Source organism: Oceaniradius stylonematis, assembly GCF_003149475.2.
GTDB classification, from domain to species: Bacteria; Pseudomonadota; Alphaproteobacteria; order Rhizobiales; family Rhizobiaceae; genus Roseitalea; species Roseitalea stylonematis.
On record NZ_QFWV02000002.1, the window covers coordinates 221,431 to 245,116 of the forward strand.

The following is a 23,686-nucleotide window of genomic DNA, read 5'->3' on the forward strand; positions in this document are numbered from 1 at the left end:
GTGGCAATAATGCAACGCGACGGGGTTGGGCAAGTGCATTGTCGTGGAAAAGCGGTACGGGTCTCAGCCCTTGATGACCGTGACGCCGAGGTCCTTGATCTTCTTGCGCAGCGTGTTGCGGTTGAGGCCGAGCACGTCGGCGGCGCGGATCTGGTTGCCGCGCGTGGCGGTCAGCGCCGCCATGATCAGCGGATACTCCAACTCGGCGAGAACGCGATGATAGAGCCCGGGCGGCGGCAGCGCGTCGCCGAACGAGGAAAAATAGCGCTGCATGTTCAGTTCGACGGCTTGCGCGATCGTCATGTCGCCGGCCGCGATCGCGCCTTGCGCGTCGCTTTCCCCGGCGCCCGCGCCATCCGAAGAGCGCAGTTCGCTGGCGACGATCTCGGCGGTGATCTCGTCTTGCGGATAGAGCGCGGCGAGGCGCCGGATCAGGTTTTCGAGTTCGCGCACATTGCCCGGCCAGTCATATCGGCGCATCAGTTCGAGCGCGTCGGGCAGGATGCGCTTGGCCTCCAGCCCCTCCTCCTGGACCTTGGCAAGGAAATGGCTGACCAGATCGCCGATATCCTCGAGCCGCTCGCGCAGCGGCGGAATGCGCAGCGGCACCACGTTGAGCCGGTAGTAGAGGTCTTCGCGGAACAGGCCCTGGCTGATCAGGGCGCGCAGATCCTTGTTGGTCGCCGCGACGATCCGCACGTTTGTCTTGATCGGCGTGCGGCCGCCGACGGTCATGTATTCGCCCTGCTGGAGCACGCGCAGAAGGCGGGTCTGCGCATCCATCGGCATGTCGCCGATCTCGTCGAGGAAAAGCGTGCCGTTTTCGGCCTGCTCGAACCGGCCGGTTGAGCGGGTCATCGCGCCGGTAAAGGCCCCTTTCTCGTGGCCGAACAGTTCGGACTCGATCAGATCGCGCGGAATCGCCGCCATGTTGATCGCCACGAACGGGCCGTTCTTGCGCTTGCCATATTCGTGCAGCGCGCGGGCGACCAGTTCCTTGCCGGTGCCCGACTCGCCATTGATCAGCACGGTCAGATCCGACTGGATCATCCGCGCCAGCACGCGATAGATGTCCTGCATCGCCGCCGAGCGGCCGACCAGCGGCATGGTCTCGCCGCTCTGGTCCGGCGCGATGCCGCGCCCGTCATCCTTGCGTTTGAGTTCGGTCAGCGAGCGGCCGACAATGCCCGTCAGTTCGACCAGATCGAACGGTTTGGGCAGATATTCGTAGGCGCCCTTTTCCGTCGCCCGGATCGCCGTCATGAAGGTGTTCTGCGCGCTCATGACGATCACCGGCAGGTCCGGGCGGAGCTTTTTCATGCGCGGCAGAAGGTCGAACAGATTGTCGTCCGGCATGACGACGTCGGAGACCACCGCATCGCCCTCGCCGGCGGCCACCCAGCGCCACAGCGTTGCCGCGTTCGATGTCACCCGCACATCGTAGCCGGCACGCGACAGCGCCTGGCTGACGACCGTGCGAATGGCGGCATCGTCGTCGGCGACCAGAACCGTGCCGTTGCTCATGTCAGGGCCTCGTGTGTTTCGGTCGACACGGCATCCGGCACCATCGCCCTTGGTGCGGCGGGCATCAGAATGCGGAACAGCGTCCGGCTCGGCGCGCTGTCGCATTCGATCACCCCGCCATGGTCGCCGACGATTTTGGCAACCAGCGCCAGACCGAGGCCCGAGCCGTTCGGCTTGGTGGTGATGAACGGATCGAACATGTGCATGCGGATATCCTCGGGCACGCCCGGCCCGTTGTCCTCGACGGAGAATTCGAGCGGCAGCGACACGCGCTCGTTGGCGCCGGGAATGGACAGGTGCACGCCCGGCCGATAGGCGGTGCGCAGCTTGATGTGCGGCCGGTCGGCAGCCGCACAGGCTTCGGCCGCGTTCTTCACGAGGTTCAGGAAGACCTGGATCAGCTGGTCCTGGTTGCCGGCGACGAAGGGCAGCGAGGGATCGTATGCCTTGGAGAAGCGCACATGTTTGGCGAAGCCTGTTTTGGCAATTTTTTCAACACGATCGAGCACAATGTGAATGTTGACCGCTTCGCGATCCACGGGCCGTTCGTCGGAGAAGACCTCCATCCGGTCGACAAGCTGGACGATCCGGTCGGTCTCGGCGCGGATGAGCTGCGTCAGCGCCTTGTCCTCGTCGTTCGCCGACACTTCGAGAAGTTGCGCGGCACCGCGAATGCCCGAAAGCGGGTTCTTGATCTCATGGCCCAGCATGGCGGCCAGGCCGGTCACCGAGCGCGCCGCGCCGCGGTGGGTCATCTGCCGGTCGAACTTGTCGGCCATGGACCGTTCGCGGAAGACGATGACCATCGCGCCGGGCTCCTCGGGCACCGGCGTGACGTGGATGTCGACCACGCGCTCTGCGCCAAGGCGCGGCGAGGACAGGTCGACACGATATTCGTTGACGGGCGAACCCTCCTGACGCACCTGGCCGATCAGCGCGATCAGCGGGCTCGAAAAGGGCAGGAAATCGTCGATCCTGCGGCCTTCGAGATGGGTCGACGATGAAAGAAAGAAATATTCGGCTTCGAGATTGGCGAAGCGGATCAGATTGTCGGCATCGAGAAGAATGACCGGATCGCGGATCGTGTTGAGCACCTGAAGCGCCCGGGCGCCGCCGCCATTGCGCGTGTCATTCAAGGTCATGCGGCCATGCTCCGCACACCGGAAGCGGCCTCGGCGAAGAGGACGGCGAGATGCTGTTTGACCGTTTCGGCATCGCGTTCACGCAGGATCGTGCCCTTGCGCGCCAAGAAATCGTTCACATGGCTCGCATGGACGTCCAGATACCAGCCCAGATGCTTGCGGGCGTGGCGTATGCCAGTCTCTTCGCCATAGTGGGCCAGCATCGCCTCATAATGGGCGATCACATAGGCGCCGATCGCGGCGGCGTCGGGAATACCCGTGCCCTGCCCGGCAACGGCACCGGCCAGCCAGGGCCGGCCGCAGGCGGCCCGGCCGACCATCACTGCGTCGGCACCCGACGCGGCGAGCGCGGCTTGGGCAGAGGTGCGGTCGGCGATGTCGCCATTGACGACCAGCGGCAACGATGTCGCCGCGCGGACGGCGGCGACGGCACGCCAGTCGGCTGTGCCCTCATAGAATTGCGCGCGCGTGCGGCCATGCACGGTGATCATGCGGACGCCGGCCGCTTCTGCCCGGCGCGCGAGTTCGGGCGCATTGATCGATCGATTGTCCCAGCCAAGCCGCATCTTCAGCGTCACGGGCACGGTGACGGCCGACACCGTCGCCTCGATCAACGTCAAGGCATGGTCGAGATCGCGCATCAGCGCGGAGCCTGACAGCCCGCCCGTCACCTTCTTGGCCGGGCAGCCCATATTGATGTCGATGATGTCGGCACCTTCGCCCTCGGCGATGCGCGCCGCCTCGCCCATCCACCGTGCCTCGCGGCCGGCAAGCTGCAGCATCAGCGGCCCCTGCCCGTCATGACGCGCCGCGCGCTTGCGGCTTTCGGCATGGGCTTCGCAGAATTCGCGGCTGGCGATCATCTCGCTGACGACGAGGCCCGCTCCATGGCCATAGGCCAGCTTGCGGAACGGCGCATCGGAGATGCCGGACATGGGCGCCAGAAACACCCGGTTGCGCGCGACCACCGGTCCGATCGCGATCGGAGCTTCAAGATCGATTGGCATTCGGTCCTGTATGTTTTTTGGGCAATCAGCCATCGTGCCTAATCTTTATACATCACCGCGCGATTGCGCAATCGCTGCTCTTTGATAAACCGGAACGGATTTGGTCAGGATCCAACGATGACAGACGCCGCTGCGCCCGCCGCCACCCTCCCCGACGTCCGTACCGGCAATGGCTATGACGTGCACCGGTTCGGCTCCGGCGACCATGTCATGTTGTGCGGCGTCGCCATCCCGCATGATAAGACCCTGTCGGGCCATTCCGATGCCGATGTGGGCCTGCACGCGCTGACCGACGCCCTGCTGGCCACCTGTGGCGCCGGCGACATCGGCGACCATTTCCCGCCGTCCGACCCGCAATGGAAAGATCAGGCCTCGTCGCTGTTTCTCGAACATGCCGCGCACATCGTCCGCGATGCTGGCGGCACGATCATGAACGCCGATGTCTCGATCATCGCCGAAGCGCCGAAGATCGCGCCGCATCGGCAGGCCATGCGCGAGAGGCTGGCCGCGATCCTCGGCATCGAGGTCGGCCGCTGCTCGGTCAAGGCGACGACCAACGAAAAGATGGGCTTTGTCGGGCGCGGCGAAGGCATCGCGGCGATCGCAACGGCCAGCGTCGTCTACGCGCAAAAGGGAGACTGACGATGGACGACGCGAAAGAGGCCATCGAGACGCTGTCGGCGGAGATGGTCCGCAGCTTCACCGAAAAGGGTCTGATGGCCGCCACCGCCGAAAGCTGCACCGGCGGCATGATCGCCGCGGCGATCACCGATCACGCCGGCTCGTCGGCCGCCTTCGACCGTGCGTTCGTGACCTATTCCAATGCCGCCAAGATCGCGATGCTGGGCGTCGATGCGGAGGTGCTCGACACGGTCGGCGCGGTCTCCGGCGAGGTCGCAGGCGCCATGGCAGAAGGAGCATTGGCGCGCTCCGATGCCGATATCGCGGTGGCGGTCACCGGCATTGCCGGCCCGGACGGCGGGTCGGACATCAAGCCCGTTGGTACGGTCTGGTTCGGCGCGGCATCCTCGTTCGGCTCGACACTCGTCATCAAGCGCCAGTTCGAGGATCGTGGACGCGCCTTCATTCGCCAGGTTTCCGTGGTGACGGCACTGGAACTGCTGCTGCAACTTGGCGACAGCATGCCGGAGAAGCCAGGCGGCGACTGATCAGGCGCCGGCGGCGGGCCGCGCCATGGAGCCGTGCAGCGCGTCGGCGCGTTCCTCGAAGGCCTGCGAGAATTTGCGGAACGCGCGGTCGAACATCGCGCCCATCAGAGCACCCAGCATACGGCTTTTGAACTCGTAGTCGATGTGGAAATGCACGTCGCAGCAGCCATCGCCGCAATCGGCAAAGCGCCAGACATTGCTGAGATATTTGAACGGCCCGTCGACATAGGACACGTCGATCTCGCGCTCTGACGGTTTGAGAATGACCTGGCTGGTGAACGTCTCCCGGATCGCCTTGTAGCCGACGGTCATGTCGGCGATCATCAGCGTCCGGCCGGCTTTTTCGCGCCGGGAACGCACTGTCAGCGCCTCGCAGAGAGGCACGAATTCGGGGTATCTTTCGACATCGGCCACAAGCGCGAACATGGCATCGGCACTGTGCTGCACGCGCCGTGTCGAGGAAAATTGCGGCATCGGGCTACTCGGCGGCTGCCAGCTTCTTGGCGCGCGCGGCGCGCAGCTTGTCGAAATCCTCGCCCGCATGGTGCGACGACCGCGTCAGCGGGCTGGCCGACACCATCAGAAAGCCCTTCGCATAAGCCGCCGTCTCGTAGGAGGTGAACTCGTCCGGCGTGACATAGGCCATCACCTTGTGGTGCTTCTTGGTCGGCTGCAGATATTGGCCGATCGTCAGGAAATCCACATCGGCGGTGCGCAGATCGTCCATCAGCTGCAGCACCTCGTTGCGCGTCTCGCCCAGCCCCACCATGATGCCCGACTTGGTGAACATGGTCGGGTCGAGTTCCTTGACCCGCTGCAACAGCCGCATCGAGTGGAAATAGCGGGCGCCGGGGCGCACGGTCAGATAGTTCGAGGCGACCGTCTCGAGATTGTGGTTGAAGACATCCGGCCGTGCCGCGACGACCATTTCGAGTGCGCCATCCTTGCGCAGAAAATCGGGCGTCAACACCTCCACCGTCGTGCCCGGCGAGTGTTCGCGAATGGCGTTGATCACGTCGACGAAATGCTGCGCGCCGCCGTCTGGCAGATCGTCCCGGTCGACGGACGTAATCACCACATGGTTCAGCCCCATCGTCCTGACGGCCTTGGCGACATTGACCGGTTCCTCGCTGTCGATGCCGGTCGGCATGCCCGTCGTCACATTGCAGAAGGCGCAGGCGCGCGTGCAGATCTCGCCCAGGATCATGAAGCTGGCATGCTTCTTGTCCCAGCACTCGCCGATGTTCGGGCAGCCGGCCTCGCCGCAGACGGTCACCAGATTGTGCGACTGGACGATCCGGTTGGTCTCGTGAAAGCCCTTGGAGACCGGCGCGCGCACGCGTATCCAGTCCGGCTTCTTCAGACCGGAATCCTGGTCGGGCCGGTGCGCCTTTTCCGGATGGCGGGGCTTTGACTTTTCGGATTTGACCGTATCGACAACGGTGACCATTGGCTGTTTCCTTGGGCAACAAGCCCGCTGACCGTGCCTAAAATATGGATGGTACGCCGCGGCCGCAACCGGCCTGCGACGAAGCGCACCAATTACGAGTTCAGCACCCGCCCATAGGCATCCAGCACGCTTTCCTTCATCATCTCCGACAGGGTCGGATGCGGGAAGACGGTGTGCATCAGCTCTTCCTCGGTGGTCTCCAGGTTCATCGCGACGACAAAGCCCTGGATCAGTTCGGTGACCTCGGCACCGACCATGTGAGCACCGACCAATTGCCCCGTCTTCTTGTCGAAGATGGTCTTGATCAGGCCTTGGTCTTCGCCAAGCGCGATCGCCTTGCCGTTGGCGGCGAACGGGAACCGGCCGACGCGGATGTCGCGGCCCTCGGCCTTGGCCGCCTTTTCGGTCAGCCCGACCGACGCGACCTGTGGATGGCAATAGGTGCAGCCGGGGATAAGGCTCTTGTCCATGGCGTGCACGCCGGGGATGCCGGCGATCTTTTCGATGCAGATCACGCCCTCATGCTCGGCCTTGTGCGCCAGCATGGGCGGGCCGGCCACATCGCCGATCGCATAGATGCCCTCGACATTTGTGCGGCCATAGCCGTCGATCACCACGCAGCCGCGGTCGGTTTTTATGCCGAGCGCCTCGAGGCCGAGGTTTTCGATGTTGCCCTGAACGCCGACCGCGGAAATCAGCCGGTCGGCCTCGATCGGCGTCGTCTTGCCGTCCTTGTCCTCGACATGGGCGACGACCGAATCGGACTTCTTGTCGACCTTGGTGACCTTGGCACCGGTGAGGATGGTCAGACCGTGCTTTTCGAGCTGCTTGCGGGCGAGCTTGGAGATTTCCTCATCCTCGACCGGCATGACCTGGTCCATCAGTTCGACGACGGTCACGTCGACGCCCATGGAATTGTAGAAGGAGGCAAACTCGATACCGATGGCGCCCGAACCCATGACGACAAGCTTCCTGGGCATTGTCTGCGGCACCATCGCCTCGAAATAGGTCCAGATCAGCTTGCCGTCGGGCTCGATGCCGGGCAGCGCGCGCGGCCGCGCGCCGGTCGCGACGATGATGTGCTTGGCGGTGTAATCGCCCTCGCCCTTGGTCGCCTTGGGCGCGGGATGCTGTGGCTCCATCGCTTTCTTCGACGGCTTGCCGACGCTGACCTTGCCCTTGCCGGCCAGCTTGGCCTCGCCCCAGATCACGTCGATCTTGTTCTTCTTCATCAGCATGCCGACGCCGCCATTGAGGCGTGCCGACACCTTGCGCGAGCGGTCGACCACGGCGGTCACGTCCGCCTTGACCGTGCCGTCCAGCGTCAGGCCGTAATTGCCGATATGGCTGGCATAATCCATCACTTCGGCCGAGCGCAGCAGCGCCTTGGTCGGAATGCAGCCCCAGTTGAGGCAAATGCCGCCCAGATGCTCGCGCTCGACGATCGCCGTCTTGAAACCGAGCTGCGCGGACCGGATGGCCGTCACATAGCCGCCGGGCCCCGAGCCGATGATGATCACGTCGTAGGAATTGTCAGCCAAGTCGCCTCTCCTGTCCTTTCGGGGAGGCGACCGAAGCGAAGGATCAGCCGGTCAGCATCCCGTAGATTTCGTCTTTCAGGTGCATGCGCTTCTTGCGCATGTCTTCCATGTTGAAATCGTCCGTGGGCTCGATATCCGTTTCGGCGCGGTGAATGGCCCGGTTGATTTCGTGATACTCGTCGAAGAGGCGCGCGAAATGGGCGTTCGACACCTTCATTTCGCTCATCTTTTCAACATGGTCTGGGAATTCTTCGGCCAGTTCGTGCGGCGTGTGCGCCATGGACATTGCTCCTTTGCACCCATTGATCGCACCACCCTAGCGGCCGGCCTTCATGCCTCCTTGATCGGTATCAATTCACACTACCCAGCATGGCGATTGCCGATAACAGGATAGCAATCAACGCAAGAATGAATGGGCCGGGTCCAATCAGTAGCAGGAACCGGTCGGGCCAATCCGGTGACGCTATGGCCAGGCCGAGCAGAAAACCCGAGACCCCTCCGCCGACAATGTAAGAGATGATCAGCACGACCGCGCCCCATACAAACCCGTAAACGAAGAACGGAGCCAGATGCACCAAAACCATAGCACCGAAGCTTACGAGCAGTAGCAGGAAGCCTCGCGTCTCAAGATCACCTCGACGAATTATGTTTATCGACATCGCCCAAGCAATGAATGCAGCAAAAATGAGACCTGCGGGCAGCATGTCTACACCAGCATCCCCATCGGGTTTTCGACGTAGCCCTTGAAGGCGGCCAGAAGCTCCGCGCCCAGCGCGCCATCGACGCAGCGATGGTCGGTCGACAGCGTCACGCTCATCACGGTCGCGACCGCCAGTGCGCCGTCCTTGACCACCGGGCGCTGTTCGCCGGCGCCAACCGCCAGAATGGTCGCATGCGGCGGGTTGACCACGGCGGCGAAATCCTTGACGCCCATCATGCCCATGTTGGAGACTGCCGTTGTACCGCCCTGATACTCCTCGGGTTTCAGCTTGCGGTCCTTGGCGCGGGCGCCCAGATCCTTCATCTCGTTGGAGATCGCCGACAGGGTCTTCTCCTCGGCGCGGCGCACGATCGGCGTGATCAGCCCGCCGGGGATCGACACCGCGACACCGACATCTGCGTGGCGGTGCTTGACCATGGCTTCGTCGGTCCAGGAGACGTTGGCGTCGGGCACATCGCGCAGCGCCAGCGCCAGCGCCTTGATCACCATGTCGTTGACCGACAGCTTGTAGGCCGGCTTGTCGTCCTTGACGGGCGCGGCCTTGTTAAGCTGCGAACGCAAGGCCAAAAGCGCGTCCAGTTCCACATCGACCGTGACATAGAAGTGCGGGATGGTCTGCTTGGATTCCTGCAAGCGCTTGGCGATCGTCTTGCGCATGCCGTCATGCTTGACGAGTTCGTAGGAGCCCTCGGCGAAGTTGGCAAGGACCTGTTCGGAAGAGGCGCCGACCGCCATGGCGGGAGCAGGCGCGTCGGCCTTTGCTGCCGGCGCTTCGGCGGCGGGCCTGGCGCCGGAGGCGAGCGCGGCTTCGACATCGCGCTTGACGATCCTGCCTTTCGGGCCGGAGCCGGAAATCGCGGTGATGTCGATGCCTTCATTGTTGGCGATGCGGCGCGCCAGCGGCGAGGCGAACACTTTCTGACCGTCCTTGACCGGCACCGGGCCGGCCTTGACGCTGTCGGGGATGTCGCCGCCGCTCTTGGCCGCTTTCGGCGGTGCGGGCGGGGCTTCGGCGCCGTTGCCGGAGGCTGCCGGCGCCTCCGAAGCGGCGTCGGCCTCGCCCGATGCCGACCCGCTCTGATCGGACGCCGGCGCGGAACCGCCTGATGGCCCTGCCTTGGCGGCTTCGGCCACATCCTCGCCTTCCTCGGCCAGAACGGCGATCGGTGCGTTGACCTTCACCGCCTCGGTCCCCTCGGCCACGAGGATGCTGGCGATTGTGCCTTCATCGACGGCTTCCACTTCCATGGTCGCCTTGTCGGTTTCGATCTCGGCGATCACGTCGCCGGCCGAGACGGTATCGCCCTCCTTGACCAGCCATTTGGCGAGGTTGCCCTCCTCCATGGTCGGCGACAGCGCGGGCATTGTGATGGTGATGGGCATTGCGCTCTCCTCAACCCGCGTAGGTGACGGCTTTGACCGCCTCGATCACCTCGCCCACANGGCGCGTCGAGATAGTCGAACGCCTCGCGCGTGACCTGATTGGCGATATAGTCGCCGACAGAACTTTGCGGGAAGCCCTCCTCGACCGTCACCAGCCGGCCGGTCTTCTTCACCGAAGCGATGACGGCGGGCAGGTCCATCGGGCGCAGCGTGCGCAGGTCGATCACCTCGCAATCGATGCCCTCGCCGGCCAGCTTTTCCGCCGCATCGATGGCGTATCTCATGCCGATGCCGAACGAGACGATCGTGCAGTCGCTGCCCGCCCGCTGCAGCCGCGCCTTGCCGATCGGCAGGACGAAATCGTCCAGCTTCGGCACGTCGAAGGTCTGGCCGTACATGATCTCGTTTTCGAGGAAGACGACCGGGTTCGGGTCGCGTATTGCGGCCTTCAAAAGCCCCTTGGCGTCGGACGCATTGTAGGGCTGGATGACCTTGAGGCCGGGTATGTGGCTGTACCAGGCCGCATAGCATTGCGAATGCTGTGCGGCGACGCGGGCTGCGGCGCCGTTCGGGCCGCGGAACACCATCGGCGCACCCATCTGGCCGCCGGACATGTACAGCGTCTTGGCGGCCGAATTGACGATCTGGTCGATCGCCTGCATGGCGAAGTTGAAGGTCATGAACTCGACGATCGGCCTTAGGCCGGTCATCGCCGCGCCGACGCCGACGCCGGCGAAGCCGTGTTCGGTGATCGGCGTGTCGACCACGCGCCGCGGTCCGAACTCGTCCAGAAGCCCCTGGGTGACCTTGTAGGCGCCCTGATATTCGGCGACTTCCTCGCCCATGACGAAGACGCTGTCGTCGGCGCGCATCTCCTCGGCCATGGCATCGCGCAGCGCTTCGCGCACGGTGGTCGGCACCATTTCGGTGCCCTCGGGCACTTCGGGATCGGCGGGCGCTTCCTGGGCGGCGGGCGCAGCGGGCACCGGCGCGGGATCGGACGCGCCTTCGGTCTCCGGTGCGGGCGCAGGCTGGGCCGAAGGTGCCGAAGACGTGCCGATGTCGTCGGCGCTTTCGCCCTCTTCGAGCAGCACCGCGATGGGCGTGTTCACCTTGACGCCCTCGGCGCCCTCATCGACCAGGATCTTGCCGATCGTTCCCTCGTCGACCGCTTCGACCTCCATGGTCGCCTTGTCGGTCTCGATCTCGGCGATCACGTCACCGGCGGTGACCGAATCGCCCTCTTTTTTCAGCCATTTGGCCAGATTGCCCTCTTCCATGGTCGGGGAAAGGGCCGGCATCAGAATATCAATCGGCATGGTCGCCCCTCACGCTTCGAGCAAAATGTCGGTGTAAAGTTCGGAAACGTCCGGCTCGGGATCGTTCTGCGCGAATTCGGCGGCATCGGCGACGATCGCGCGGACCTCCTTGTCGATCGCCTTCAGCTCGTCCTCGGTCGCCCACTTCTGCTCGATCACCCGCGCCTTCACCTGTTCGATCGGATCGCGCTCCGAACGCATCTTCTGCACCTCGTCCTTGGTGCGGTACTTGGCCGGATCGGACATGGAGTGGCCGCGATAGCGGTAGGTCATCATCTCGACGATCACCGGCCCTTCGCCCGAGCGGGCATGGCCGAGCGCCAGATCCGCGGCGGCCTTGACCGCGCGCACATCCATGCCGTCGACCTGAAAGCCCGGGATCTTGAAGGAGACGCCGCGCTGGGAGAAATCGGTCTCGGCCGAGGACCGGGCGACGGAGGTGCCCATGGCATAGCGGTTGTTCTCGATGACGAAAACGACCGGCAGCTTCCACAGCGAGGCCATGTTGAAGCTCTCATAGACTTGGCCCTGGTTGGCCGCGCCGTCGCCGAAATAGGTGCAGCACACCTTGCCGTTGTCGCGATATTTGTTGGCGAACGCGATCCCCGCGCCCAGCGACACGTTGGCGCCGACAATGCCGTGGCCGCCATAGAAGTTCTTCTCTTTCGAGAACATGTGCATCGAGCCGCCCTTGCCCTTGGAGTAACCTCCCCGGCGGCCCGTCAGTTCGGCCATCACGCCGCGCGACTCCATGTCCATCGCCAGCATGTGACCGTGGTCGCGATAGGTGGTGATGGTCTGGTCGCCATCCTCCATCGCCATGGAAATGCCGGTGACCACCGCTTCCTGGCCGATATAGAGGTGGCAGAAACCGCCGATGAAGCCCATCCCGTACAGCTGGCCGGCCTTTTCCTCGAAACGCCGGATCAGCAGCATGTCGCGATAGGCGGTCAGTTCCTCATCCTTGGTGAACTCGGCGGGCTTGGGCGCCGAAAGGCCGCCCTTGTTCGCACCGGCCTTGGATTTTGCCGGCGCCTTGCGTGCGCGTGTCGCCATCTGGGTTTCCGTCCCTGTTGAATTTCGGCATATCCTATCGCGCCGAACGCGGACATCAAGACGCACTTTGGCATAGGTTTCATGACGATAACGTCATAAAATCGCTTGAAAATTCAACAATTAACTGAAATCAAGTTAATTCGTGCGCTGCAGCAATTCGTCCAATGTTGCAGTGCGATCAGTGCCATTATGCAACAAGATCAACNCTGAGCGCCGCGGTGCGCGTCTCCAGCATGGAGCGCGCCGTCGACAGGGCTTGCAGCTCCGCCTCGAGACCGGCGAGGCGCTGTTCATATTCCGACTTCGAGGTCAGCCCCAGATTGCCGGTGATCCCATGGAAGCCGAAATAGCCCAGCGACAGGGCCGCGATGGACGGGATGACGAGATGCCGAAGCGGAGATTTTCTGTACTGGCGCGTCCACATGACCCGGAACCAAAGCTGCGCGGTGTCCAGTGGTACGGCAGTTTGGTTAAGCGGCTCCTAAGGCGCGCCGAATTCGGCGGCGCGCCTTCCCAAACCGCCCAGCGGTCAGCGCAGGATCGATGCGCCCGCGTAACGGCCCAGATCGCCCAGCTCTTCCTCGATGCGGATCAGCTGGTTGTATTTGGCCAGCCGGTCGGAACGGGCGAGCGAGCCGGTCTTGATCTGCCCGCAATTGGTGGCGACCGCCAGATCGGCGATGGTCGCATCCTCGGTCTCGCCCGACCGGTGCGACATCACCGCCGTGTAGCCGGCCTTGTGCGCCATTTCGACCGCGCGCAGCGTTTCGGTGAGCGTGCCGATCTGGTTGACCTTGATCAGGATCGAATTGGCGATGCCCTCGTCGATGCCGCGTGACAGTCGCGACGTGTTGGTGACGAACAGATCGTCGCCCACAAGCTGGCATTTGCCGCCGATCAGCTCGGTCTGGATCTTCCAGCTTTCCCAATCGTCCTCATGCATGCCGTCCTCGATCGAGATGATCGGATAGGCGTCGACCAGGCTCTTCAGATACTCGGCCTGCTCCTGGCCGCTGCGCGTCACACCCTCGCCCTCATAGACATAGGCGCCGTCCTTGAAGAATTCCGACGCTGCGCAATCGAGCGCGATATGCATATCCTCGCCCGGCGCATAGCCGGCCTCGGTCACCGCTTCCATGATGAAGTCGAGCGCGGCCTCGGCGCTTTTGAGGTTCGGCGCAAAGCCGCCCTCGTCGCCAATGCCGGTGTTGTGGCCGGCCGCGGTCAGCTTCTTTTTCAGCGTGTGGAAGGTTTCCGCGCCCATCCGCACCGCGTCGGCGAGCGAGGCCGCGCCGGTCGGCATGATCATGAATTCCTGGAAATCGATCGGATTGTCGGCGTGCGCGCCGCCATTGATGATGTTCATCATCGGCACCGGCAGGATGTGGGCGTTGGTGCCGCCGACGTAGCGGTAGAGCGGCAGGCCGGCCGATTGCGCGGCGGCTTTGGCGACCGCCAGCGACACGCCCAGGATCGCATTGGCGCCCAGCTTTCCCTTGTTGTCGGTGCCGTCGAGATCGATCATCACCGCGTCGATCTTGGCCTGGTCCGTGGCGTCCATGCCGCCAATGGCGTCGAAGATCGGCCCGTTGACATTGTCGACCGCGTTGCCGACGCCCTTGCCGAGCCATGCGCCGCCGCCGTCGCGCAGTTCGACCGCCTCATGCACGCCGGTCGATGCGCCGGACGGAACCGCGGCGCGGCCGAACGCGCCGTCGTCGAGCAGCACATCGACTTCCACGGTCGGATTTCCGCGGCTGTCGATGATCTGGCGACCGATAATGTCGATGATGGCACCCATGGCTGGCATTCCCCTCAGGATCGCGTTTGGCACTGTCGCCGCTGCCTTAGCCGAGCTTTGTGAAAAGGAAAACCGCTGGAGGCGCGCAAAGTGGTCGGTCGGGGCGTTAGCTGCCCTTCACGAGCGCGTCGATCGCCATCAATTGCCGCAACAGGGCTTCCATCTCGCCAAGCGGCATCATGTTCGGCCCGTCCGACGGCGCATTGTCCGGATCGTCATGGGTTTCGATGAAGACGCCGGCAACGCCGACCGCAACGGCGGCGCGCGCCAAAGGCGGAACCATGGTCCGGTCGCCGCCCGACGAGGCGCCCTGCCCGCCCGGCTGCTGGACCGAATGGGTCGCATCGAAGATCACCGGCGCGCCGGTTGCGGCCATGATCGGCAGCGCCCGCATGTCGGAGACCAGCGTGTTGTAGCCAAAGCTCGCCCCGCGCTCGGTCAGAAGCACATTCGGATTGCCGCTGCCGGTCACCTTGGCGGCGACATTGACCATGTCCCAGGGCGCCAGGAACTGGCCCTTCTTGATGTTGACGATCCTGCCCGTCTGCGCTGCGGCAACCAGAAGGTCGGTCTGCCGGCACAGGAAAGCCGGGATCTGCAATATGTCCACGACATCGGCGACCGCTGCGCACTGTTCGGGCGAATGCACGTCCGTCAGAACCGGAAGACCCAGCCGTTCGCGGATTTCGGCAAAGACCGGCAGCGCCGCCTCCAGCCCCATGCCGCGCCGGCCCGACAGCGAGGTGCGGTTGGCCTTGTCATAGCTCGTCTTGAAGACGAGACCGACGCCCAGATCGCCGGCCATGGTCTTGAGCGCCTCGGCCATCATGACGGCATGGTCGCGGCTTTCCATCTGGCAGGGCCCAGCAATGATGGCGAGCGGCAGATGGTTGCCGAAGCGTACCTTGCCGGCTGCCACGGTCTCGGCCGGTGCCATGGCTGGGGCGTCCATCGTGTTCATCGGTTTTCTCCCCGCATGTCGAAGGCGAAAAAGGCGCCCTGACCCGGCGCACGGTCGGCCACCAGCCAAGAGCCGTGCTCGTGCGTCTTGATGCCGTTTTCGGCGAGCAATGCCCGAAGAGCTTCCGGGTCGGCGACGGTGAAAACGATGCCTTCGAAGCGCAGGCCGCGCGTTGGCACATGGCGCTCCACGCCGAAATGGATGCGCAAACCTTCCGGCGTCATCACGTTGAGCGTGAAATCGGCCCCGGCGATCTCGATGCCAAAGGAATGGGCCTGCGTGGCGCGGTTGTTGATGACGTCCTGCAACAGATACTGGAAATCGGCGGGGTTCGCCTCCGAGGCGATGATCTCCGCCGTGCCGGTCACCGTGTTCGGATGGGTTTGCAGCGCCGCCCGGTCGACCGCCGGCGTGTTCACCCGCTGGCATGTGAACAGGAAACTGTCGGGCGAGCGAAGATCGGCCGCAAAGGCGAGCTTGAAGGTGGCGCGCGCCTTGGCGCCGGACCCATCGGTCATCGTCCGGCCGAACAGCAGCTTGCGGCCGGCGGAAATGCCCTGGCGGCGGAAGCCCTTGTGGTCGGCATCGGCATTGTCGGTGCCGAGCGCAATCGCGGAAAATCCGTTGTCGCCGTTGCGGAACCGGTAGGCCTGATCGCGCGCGGTGAAGACGTTGCCGCGCTGCGCCGTGCGCTCGCATTTCTCGCGCTGGTCGATTGCCAGCGGTTCCAGAAACGTGCCGTCGTCGAAATAGACGCAGGCATTCTCCGTGCCGAACGGATGCTTGGCATCGGCGGCCACCTGAAAGCCCAGGGCGGTCAGCCGTGCGCGGGCCACGCTCAGTTCCCCGACGGGCAGAACGCAATGGTCGAAGGCGCGCGGCTGATAGGGCGATATGGCATGGCCGGTCATGGCGCCCGTGTGCCCGATTTGCCGGCGCCGCGCAAGCAAGGCCTCGGCGTCGACGCCGGGGATTTGCCAAGCGCCCGCCGCGGCCTACTTTTCCATGCACGAGAGGAGACCTGCCATGACCAGACGCCCCCGTTTCATCCCGCTGGCCCTTGCCGCCGCCGCGACCATGGCCTTCGCGCTCGCCTTCCTTCTGGCGCCCTTGGATCGGGCCCATGCCGACGAGAACGCCGCACGCAACGTCATCACCGAGCAGCTCGAGAGCTTTCTGGCGCGCGATTTCGAACGTGCCTACGGATACGCCTCCCAAGACATCAAGCGCATCTACCCGACGCTGGACGGCTTCATGTCGATGGTCGAGCGCGGCTATCTGCCCGTGCTTCGGCCCGGCAATTACGCATTCGGGCGCGCCGACCGCATGGCCGACGGGCGGATCATCCAGGAGGTACTGATCCGCGCGCCGGACGGCAGCGACTGGACGGCGGTCTACTATATGGAGTTGCAGGACGACGGCACATGGCGCGTTGACGGCGTCAATCTGCGCAAGGGCGCGGCGGGCCTGACCTGACTTGACCTGCTCTTGGCCTAGCCGAGACGCCCCAAGGCCGGGAACTGTTCGAGCAGCCAGAAGGCCATCGCCTGCATGCCGCCGGTCAGGAAAAGGATGCCGGCGAGAACCAGAAGTGCGCCGATCAGCTTTTCGACCGTCCCTAGATGCGCGCGAAAGCGAGTCAGAAAGCGCATGAACTGGCCCGAGAACATCGCCGCGATCAGAAACGGAATTCCGAGGCCCGCCGAATAGACCGCCAGAAGGCTCGCGCCCTGCCCGACACTGTCCTGGGCGCCGGCAAGCGTCAGGATCGGGCCCAGGACCGGTCCGATGCAGGGCGTCCAGCCAAAGGCGAAGGCAAGCCCCATCACATAGGCGGCGGCCGGGTTGGCGGGCACCCCCCGGCTTTGGAACCGCGCCTCGCGCGACAGGAGGCCAATGCGGAACAGGCCGAGAAAATTCAGCCCCATGATGATGATCACGACGCCGGCGATCATGGCCAGCTCGGTCTGCCAGACGCGCAGGAACCCGCCAATGGTCGAAGCGCCAGCCCCCAGCGCGATGAAGACGGTTGAGAAACCAAGCACGAAAGCAAGAGCCGCGGTCATGAGCGGCAGACGCACCGCGGTCAGGCGCGCTGTCGCCGCGCCCGACGCGTCGGGCGTGATGCCGGGGTCGCCGTCCGCGTCGCGGAACTGGTCCATCGACACGCCGGCCATGTAGCACAGATAGGGCGGAACGAGCGGCAGCACACAGGGCGTGACGAACGAGATCATGCCCGCGCCGAATGCGCTCAGATAGGAAATGTCGATCGCCATGGCCGTGCGGTTGCTATGCCTTCGGGTTCGTTCGCCCGGCTTCAGGGCCGGGATTTGGTCGCTGTTAACACAGAACGACGTTCGCAATCACATGCCAATTGCGTGATGCGGCGCGGCACAATGTCATTGGCGTTCGGCTGCGGGAAACCCGGTTGACCGGACCGCCGGCTTTGCGTATGGACCCTTTGCCCGCGCCGGCATCCCGGCGCGGTTTCCCTTGTCGGGAGCGCGTAGCTCAGCTGGTAGAGCAACTGACTTTTAATCAGTAGGTCCAGGGTTCGAGCCCCTGCGCGCTCACCAACAAAATCAAGCGGTTTTCGATTTTTTTCACTTGGCTCGGCCGGTTCCGCCTTCGGTGTTGGCCAGTCCCGCATGGCTACCCAACGTGCCAAAGAAAACGGCCGGCCCTTTCGGGTCGGCCGCATGAGGTTTGACGAGCGGGCGGGTCAGGCCAGATCGAACCGGTCGGCGTTCATCACCTTGGTCCAGGCCGCGACGAAGTCGGCGACGAACTTTTCCTTCGCATCGTCCTGGGCATAGAGTTCGGCCAACGCCCGCAATTGCGAGTTGGAGCCGAACACCAGATCGACACGCGTGCCGGTCCATTTGACCGCGCCGGTTGCCGCATCGCGGCCCTCGAACACGTCCTGCTTGTCCGACACGGGCGACCATGTGGTGCCCATGTCGACCAGATTGACGAAGAAGTCGTTGGTCAGCGTGCCCGGCCGGTCGGTCAGGACGCCATGGCTGCTCTGCCCGGCATTGGCGCCGAGCGCCCGCATGCCGCCCACCAGCACCGTCATTTCCGGCGCGGTAAGCGTCAGAAGCTGGGCCTTGTCGATCAGCATCTCTTCGGCGGAGGTCGTGTAGTCGCCCTTCTGGTAGTTGCGGAAGCCCTCGGCAATCGGCTCCATCGGCTCGAACGAGGCGGCATCGGTCTGCTCGTCGGTGGCGTCGGTTCGGCCGGGCGCGAACGGCACTGTGACGTTATGGCCGGCATCGGCGGCCGCCTTTTCGATCGCCGCGCCGCCGCCAAGCACGATCAGGTCGGCGAGCGAAACCTTCTTGCCGCCCGATGCACCGTCATTGAAGGCGCTCTGAATGCCTTCGAGCACGCCGAGCACCTTGGCCAGCTGCGCCGGATCGTTGGCTTCCCAGTCCTTTTGCGGCGCAAGGCGGATGCGCGCGCCATTGGCGCCGCCGCGCTTGTCCGAGCCGCGGAAGGTCGAGGCCGAGGCCCAGGCCGTCGAGACGAGTTCGGCCACCGACAGGCCCGATGCGAGGATTTTCGCCTTCAGACCGGCGATGTCGGCATCGTCGATCAGCGCGTGGTCGACCGCCGGCACCGGATCCTGCCAGATCAGGTCTTCGGCCGGCACCTCGGCGCCCAGATAGCGCGCTTTCGGCCCCATGTCGCGGTGGGTCAGCTTGAACCATGCACGCGCGAACGCATCGGCCAGTTCGTCCGGATTCTGATGGAAATGACGGGAAATCGGCTCGTAGATCGGGTCCATGCGCATCGCCATGTCGGCGGTGGTCATGATGATCTTGCGGTTGCGCTCCCCGGTCTCGGGGTCGGGCGCGTGGTCCTCGGGCTTGAGGTCCTTGGGCGTCCACTGCCAGGCGCCCGCCGGGCTCTTGACCAGTTCCCACTCATAGCCGAACAGCACGTCGAAATAGCCGTTGTCCCATTGGGTGGGATTGGGCGTCCAGGCACCCTCAATGCCGCTGGTGATCGTGTCGGCGCCCTTGCCGCTGCCATGCGTCGACAGCCAGCCAAGGCCCATCGCCTCGATCGGCGCGCCCTCGGGCTCGGGCCCCACCAAAGCGGCGTCGCCCGCGCCATGGGTCTTGCCGAACGTGTGTCCGCCGGCGGTCAGCGCCACGGTTTCGTAATCGTCCATCGCCATGCGGGCGAAGGTCTCGCGGATGTCGCGGCCCGAGGCGACCGGATCGGGTTTGCCGTTGGGGCCTGCGGGATTGACGTAGATCAGGCCCATCTGAACCGCTGCGAGCGGATTTTCCAGATCGCGCTCGCCGCTGTAGCGCTCATCGCCGAGCCATTCGGTTTCCGAACCCCAATAAATGTCTTCTTCGGGCTCCCAGATATCGGCGCGGCCGCCGCCAAAGCCGAACGTCTTGAAGCCCATCGATTCGAGCGCGACATTGCCGGCGAGGATCATCAGATCGGCCCAGGAAATGGCGTTACCGTATTTGCGCTTGATCGGCCACAAAAGGCGCCGCGCCTTGTCCAGATTGGCGTTGTCCGGCCAGGAGTTGAGCGGCGCGAAACGCTGCGTGCCCGACGAAGCCCCACCCCGGCCGTCCGCCGTGCGGTAGGTGCCGGCGCTGTGCCACGCCATGCGGATGAACAGGCCGCCATAATGGCCGTAGTCGGCCGGCCACCAGTCCTGGCTGTCGGTCATCAGCGCGTGCAGATCCTTCTTGACCGCGCCCAGATCGAGCTTGCCGAACGCTTCGGCATAGTCGAACGCGCCGCCCATCGGGTCGGTCAGCGCCGAATTCTGGTGCAAAATCTTGATGTTGAGCTGGTTCGGCCACCAGTCGCGGTTCGACCGGACGCCGAAATTGGTGTGCATCACGGGACATTTGCCGGTGATTTCGCCGGTGGGAGCGTTCATGGGTTCCTCCGAATATGCGCGTGGGTTTTGGGGCTCTTTAGAATCGTACCAAACTAGGCTCATCAGGTGAAGTTGTATTTGCTGATTTGTGCGATAAGCTCACCTTATGAACAACCTGACGCTGAAACAGCTGCGCTATTTCGAGGCTTTGGCCCGGCACGGCCATTTTGGACGGGCCGCGGAGGCGTGCGCGATCTCGCAGCCGGCACTTTCCATGCAGATCAGGGAGTTGGAGGATGCGCTCGGCACGGCCCTTTTCGAACGCGGCGCACGGCAGGTCCGGCTGACGGGCTTTGGCGATGAATTCGCCGAGCGGGCACGGGTGATCCTGCGGTCCGTCGACGAGTTGGGGGACCTCGCGCGGGCATCGCGTGACCGGCTGGCCGGTCGGTTGCGCATCGGCGTCATTCCGACCATCGCGCCCTACCTGCTGCCGACCATTATCGGCGATCTGGCGCGGACCCATGGCGATCTCGATATCCGGGTGCGCGAGACCGTTACGCCAAAGCTCATGCGTGAACTGACCGAAGGCCGGCTCGACACCGCAATCGTCGCTTTGCCCGTATCAGAACCGTCCTTTGCCGAGACGGCCCTGTTCAAGGAGGACTTCGTGCTCGTCCGGCCGGGCGCCGACGCCGGCAAGCCGGTGCCGAGCCCCGAAATGCTGCGCGAGATGCGGCTGTTGCTGCTTGAAGAGGGCCACTGTTTCCGGGATCAGGCGCTGTCCTTCTGCAATCTGCGCTCGCCGCTGCCGCGCGAGCTTTTGGACGGCAGTTCGTTGTCGACGCTGGTCCAGATGGTCGGCGCGGGCATCGGCGTCACGCTGATCCCGGAAATGGCGGTGCCGGTGGAAACGCGCTCGGCATCGGTCTCGGTCGCGCGCTTCGGCGACCCGCAACCGTCGCGTACGGTCGGCATGATCTGGCGGCGGACGAGCCCGCTTGCCAAGCAATTGACGCAGATCGCGGGACTTGTCCGGCAATCCGCCGAGACGCTGCGCGTTGCGCATTCGATGCAGCCGGACGGTGCCTGAAACAGAAAACGGGCCGCAACGGCCCGTTTTCGTTTGGTGATCCCGTTATGGGATATGTGGGTCGATCAGGCCGCGGTCAGATTGTCGGCCGAGCTTTTGCCCGAGCGCTGGTCCTGAACCACCTCGTAGTTGATCTTCTGGCCTTCGTCGAGGCCGTGCATGCCGGCGCGCTGAACCGCGGAGATGTGCACGAACACATCGTTGCCGCCTGCTTCAGGCTCGATGAAACCAAAACCCTTGGTGGCGTTGAACCACTTGACGGTACCTGTTGCCATTTGCGTAATCCTTTTCGTTGAACGCTTAGTGACGTGCGGCCAAGCCGGGCCGCTTTCCGATCGAGTCGTCTTTTGGAAGTGAGAACGTCAGCAGGCGTGGATAACGCGAGGCCAAAGTACGTCGGGCCAAAAAGTGTCGATGCCCCCATATGGCGGGTAATTGTGCCAATAGCAAGGCAAGATGATGCGCGGAGCGCTCCGGACGCTATCGGGCGGGCTCGGCGGCCCTGCGGATATCGGCACCGATCAGAACATCGACATCGCGTTTGGGCATCGGTTTGTGGAACAGGAACCCCTGCCCCCTTTCACAGCCGATCCTGCGCAGCAATTCGGCTTCGGCCTGCACCTCGATGCCCTCTGCCACCGTCGTATAGCCAAGGTCTCGGCCCAGATGGATCAGCGAACGGACGATCGACTGGTCGGCCGCCGAGCGCGACAGATCCTTGATAAAGGACTTGTCGATCTTCAGGATGTTGAACGGCAGGCTCTTGAGGTGGGTCAGCGAGGAGTAACCCGTGCCGAAATCGTCGAGCGCGATCGAAACGCCGGCTTCCCGCAGATGCCTGAGCTGATCCGTCACCGCCGGCGCGGCATGGCTGATGATCGTCGTTTCGGTGACTTCGACGATGAAATTGTGCGGCTGCAGGCCTTGGCGCGACAGCGCCTCGATCACCCGCAGCGCAAAGCCGGGCTGGCGCAGCACCGCCGCCGTGACATTGATCCCGATTCGGCCGAAGGAGCCGCCTTTTTGCTGCCAGTCCGCCATGTCCAGGCAGACCTGCTCCAGCATCGCATTGCTCAACTCCACGCTGACCCTTGCATCGTCGAAAACCTCGACGAACTGGCCGGCGGTCAGAATGCCTTGTTCGGGATGATCCCAGCGTGCAAGCGCCTCCATCCCGGTGATCCGGCCGCTCGAGAGTTCGACAACCGGCTGGTACCAGGGCACCACGCGCCCCTGTTTCAGCGCATCGGCAAACTCCTGGACGACCAGCACGCGCCGATGGAAGCTTTCCTCCATTTCCGGCTCGTAACACTTCAGATTGGTCGCCGCGTCGCGCTTGCCGTCGTAAAGCGCCAGATCGGCGCGCCGCAGCAAGGCCTGCACGTCGGTGCCGTGCGTCGGTGCGACGGTGTATCCGGCGGTGGCCTGCACGGTGACATTGACATCGGCGATCTCGACTTCGTGCTGCAGCGCCTCATAGAGCGTATCGACGGCAGACGTCAGTTCGATCGACCTGTGCCCGTCGCCGATCAGGACGGCGAACTCGTCGCCGCCCATCCGCGCGAAGAACCAGTGCTGCGGCAAGGCCGACCCGAACTGGTCTGCAAAACGCACCAGAACCTGATCGCCGACATCATGGCCGTATTGATCGTTGACCTGCTTGAAACGGTTGAGATCGATCACGCACAGCAGAAAACTGCGGCCGCTCCTGGCCGCCTTTTCCGCCACCTCGTCCAGCTTTTCGTTGAAGGCGGCGCGATTGGCGATCCCGGTCAGCGCGTCGGTCAGCGCCAGGTGCCGCATCTTCAGCTCCTGTTCGCGCTGCTCGGTCACGTCCTGGAATGTGCCGAACAGCCGGGCCGTGCGCCCGTCCACCACCTCTGGCTCGCCGATCACGCGGGCCCATCGATGCGCGCTGGCCGAAGCATCCAGCTCGAGAATCAGATCGAAAGGCTGCTGGTGCCTGATGGCCTCGGCGATCGCGGCCTGGAAAACCGCGCGGGATTTCGGCGCAAACGGACGCTTCGACATTTCCGGCGTCATCGGCGCGCCGATCGGCGCCCCCAGTATGCGGTAGATCTCGTCGCTCATCGAGATGTGTCCGTCGCCGACGGCCCAGCGCCAGGCGCCGATGCGCGACACCCGCTCGATATGGGCCAGAAGGGTCTGCTGCAGCTTTGCCTCGCGGCCGGTCGCCGCCAGCAACGCCCGATCCCGCATCTGCTCGGTTATATCGCGCGCGACGCCGCGATAGCCGACGAAACGGCCATCGGGGCCGTGGTGCGGAATGCCGTTCGATTCAAACCAGCGCACGGAGCCGTCGCTGGCTTCCAGCGGATAGCGGAAACGGCGGAACGGCCGGCGCTCTTCGAGCGTCCGCCGATGTTCGGTCCAGATGTCGGCATCGAGATCGCGGGTGGCAATCTGCGAGCGCGATCGGCCGATGAAATCGCGGGCCGGCAGACCGGTCAGCTCGGAGAACCCGTTGCTGAGATAGGTCAGGACGAGGTTCTCGTCCGTTTCCCAGGCCCAGAAATCGGCGACCTCGAGATAGTCGTCGACCAGATAGCTGCCCTTGGCCCGTGTCACTCGGTTTCCCCCGCTCCTCAGCAAGACAGGGAAACATGATAGGGTTTCGGCAAAGTAAACCGCCGAACCCCG

20 protein-coding genes, 1 tRNA gene and 2 pseudogenes are annotated in these 23,686 nt (G+C 64.2%); 5 read left to right on the top strand and 18 right to left on the bottom strand.

The window, feature by feature from the left end:
- Positions 1–63 precede the first annotated feature (63 nt).
- Genes ntrC through dusB form a run of 3 tightly spaced genes read right to left on the bottom strand, consistent with a single transcriptional unit; the run spans position 64 to position 3,673 of the window.
- Positions 64–1,524, bottom strand: coding sequence for a nitrogen regulation protein NR(I) (gene ntrC, locus DEM25_RS02530; RefSeq protein ID WP_109767117.1), 1,461 nt, complete (start codon positions 1,522–1,524; stop codon positions 64–66).
- The gene (locus DEM25_RS02535; RefSeq protein ID WP_109767116.1) at positions 1,521–2,666 is read right to left on the bottom strand and encodes a two-component system sensor histidine kinase NtrB; all 1,146 of its coding nucleotides are present in this window, start codon (positions 2,664–2,666) and stop codon (positions 1,521–1,523) included. The genes ntrC and DEM25_RS02535 overlap by 4 nt, the downstream gene beginning before the upstream one ends.
- Positions 2,663–3,673: a tRNA dihydrouridine synthase DusB gene (gene dusB / locus DEM25_RS02540; protein WP_109767115.1), complete on the bottom strand. Its 1,011-nt coding sequence runs from the start codon at positions 3,671–3,673 to the stop codon at positions 2,663–2,665. The genes DEM25_RS02535 and dusB overlap by 4 nt, the downstream gene beginning before the upstream one ends.
- Before the next feature lie 147 nt (positions 3,674–3,820).
- Here dusB and ispF point away from each other — a divergent pair.
- Positions 3,821–4,315, top strand: a pseudogene (gene ispF, locus DEM25_RS02545) (2-C-methyl-D-erythritol 2,4-cyclodiphosphate synthase); the annotation flags it as partial.
- A 2-nt stretch (positions 4,316–4,317) separates the two neighbouring features.
- A complete protein-coding gene (locus tag DEM25_RS02550) occupies positions 4,318–4,842 on the top strand; it encodes a CinA family protein (protein ID WP_109767114.1) in 525 nt (174 codons plus the stop codon).
- Here the strand turns inward: DEM25_RS02550 and DEM25_RS02555 are convergent, their stop codons facing one another.
- The 11 genes and pseudogenes from DEM25_RS02555 to DEM25_RS02610 all read right to left on the bottom strand — a co-directional run bounded on the left by DEM25_RS02555 (position 4,843) and on the right by DEM25_RS02610 (position 15,985).
- Complete coding sequence (locus tag DEM25_RS02555) at positions 4,843–5,316, bottom strand: type II toxin-antitoxin system RatA family toxin (RefSeq protein ID WP_109767113.1); 474 nt, start codon at positions 5,314–5,316, stop codon at positions 4,843–4,845.
- Positions 5,317–5,320: 4 nt separating this feature from the next.
- On the bottom strand, positions 5,321–6,292 hold the full coding sequence (gene lipA, locus DEM25_RS02560; RefSeq protein WP_109767112.1) for a lipoyl synthase: 972 nt from the start codon (positions 6,290–6,292) through the stop codon (positions 5,321–5,323).
- A gap of 92 nt (positions 6,293–6,384) precedes the next feature.
- A complete protein-coding gene (gene lpdA / locus DEM25_RS02565; RefSeq protein ID WP_109767111.1) occupies positions 6,385–7,833 on the bottom strand; it encodes a dihydrolipoyl dehydrogenase in 1,449 nt (482 codons plus the stop codon).
- Between the two features lie 43 nt (positions 7,834–7,876).
- Complete coding sequence (locus DEM25_RS02570; RefSeq protein ID WP_109767110.1) at positions 7,877–8,113, bottom strand: HP1242/YdcH family protein; 237 nt, start codon at positions 8,111–8,113, stop codon at positions 7,877–7,879.
- Between the two features lie 70 nt (positions 8,114–8,183).
- Entirely contained in the window at positions 8,184–8,537 is a 354-nt protein-coding gene (locus DEM25_RS02575; RefSeq protein WP_109767109.1) for a hypothetical protein, read from the bottom strand.
- Between the two features lie 2 nt (positions 8,538–8,539).
- Positions 8,540–9,937, bottom strand: coding sequence for a pyruvate dehydrogenase complex dihydrolipoamide acetyltransferase (locus tag DEM25_RS02580; protein ID WP_109767108.1), 1,398 nt, complete (start codon positions 9,935–9,937; stop codon positions 8,540–8,542).
- 62 nt (positions 9,938–9,999) lie between these two features.
- Positions 10,000–11,256 (bottom strand): annotated as a pseudogene (locus DEM25_RS02585) (pyruvate dehydrogenase complex E1 component subunit beta); the annotation flags it as partial.
- A 9-nt stretch (positions 11,257–11,265) separates the two neighbouring features.
- Positions 11,266–12,312, bottom strand: coding sequence for a pyruvate dehydrogenase (acetyl-transferring) E1 component subunit alpha (gene pdhA, locus DEM25_RS02590; protein ID WP_109767106.1), 1,047 nt, complete (start codon positions 12,310–12,312; stop codon positions 11,266–11,268).
- A gap of 529 nt (positions 12,313–12,841) precedes the next feature.
- Positions 12,842–14,113 carry a phosphopyruvate hydratase gene (gene eno, locus DEM25_RS02600; RefSeq protein WP_109767104.1) on the bottom strand — a complete coding sequence of 424 codons (1,272 nt, stop codon included), beginning with the start codon at positions 14,111–14,113 and terminating at the stop codon, positions 12,842–12,844.
- A gap of 106 nt (positions 14,114–14,219) precedes the next feature.
- Positions 14,220–15,065, bottom strand: a complete 846-nt coding sequence (gene kdsA, locus DEM25_RS02605; protein ID WP_109767202.1) for a 3-deoxy-8-phosphooctulonate synthase — start codon at positions 15,063–15,065, stop codon at positions 14,220–14,222.
- Between the two features lie 5 nt (positions 15,066–15,070).
- On the bottom strand, positions 15,071–15,985 hold the full coding sequence (locus tag DEM25_RS02610; protein WP_109767201.1) for a VOC family protein: 915 nt from the start codon (positions 15,983–15,985) through the stop codon (positions 15,071–15,073).
- 115 nt (positions 15,986–16,100) lie between these two features.
- On the opposite strand from DEM25_RS02610, the gene DEM25_RS02615 reads away from it, so the two are divergent.
- Positions 16,101–16,550 (top strand): DUF4864 domain-containing protein, encoded by a 450-nt coding sequence (locus DEM25_RS02615; protein WP_158585142.1) that lies wholly within the window; start codon positions 16,101–16,103, stop codon positions 16,548–16,550.
- A gap of 17 nt (positions 16,551–16,567) precedes the next feature.
- On the opposite strand, the gene DEM25_RS02620 is transcribed toward DEM25_RS02615, so the two are convergent.
- Positions 16,568–17,350: a cytochrome c biogenesis CcdA family protein gene (locus tag DEM25_RS02620; RefSeq protein ID WP_109767103.1), complete on the bottom strand. Its 783-nt coding sequence runs from the start codon at positions 17,348–17,350 to the stop codon at positions 16,568–16,570.
- Positions 17,351–17,574: 224 nt separating this feature from the next.
- Here DEM25_RS02620 and DEM25_RS02625 point away from each other — a divergent pair.
- Positions 17,575–17,650: transfer RNA gene (locus tag DEM25_RS02625), tRNA-Lys, on the top strand.
- Positions 17,651–17,796: 146 nt separating this feature from the next.
- Here the strand turns inward: DEM25_RS02625 and katG are convergent.
- Complete coding sequence (gene katG, locus DEM25_RS02630) at positions 17,797–19,992, bottom strand: catalase/peroxidase HPI (protein WP_109767102.1); 2,196 nt, start codon at positions 19,990–19,992, stop codon at positions 17,797–17,799.
- Between the two features lie 106 nt (positions 19,993–20,098).
- On the opposite strand from katG, the gene DEM25_RS02635 reads away from it, so the two are divergent.
- Positions 20,099–21,025: a LysR substrate-binding domain-containing protein gene (locus DEM25_RS02635; RefSeq protein ID WP_109767101.1), complete on the top strand. Its 927-nt coding sequence runs from the start codon at positions 20,099–20,101 to the stop codon at positions 21,023–21,025.
- A gap of 65 nt (positions 21,026–21,090) precedes the next feature.
- Here the strand turns inward: DEM25_RS02635 and DEM25_RS02640 are convergent, their stop codons facing one another.
- Complete coding sequence (locus DEM25_RS02640) at positions 21,091–21,300, bottom strand: cold-shock protein (RefSeq protein ID WP_109767100.1); 210 nt, start codon at positions 21,298–21,300, stop codon at positions 21,091–21,093.
- Positions 21,301–21,505: 205 nt separating this feature from the next.
- Complete coding sequence (locus DEM25_RS02645; RefSeq protein ID WP_147393261.1) at positions 21,506–23,614, bottom strand: putative bifunctional diguanylate cyclase/phosphodiesterase; 2,109 nt, start codon at positions 23,612–23,614, stop codon at positions 21,506–21,508.
- Positions 23,615–23,686: the final 72 nt, after the last annotated feature.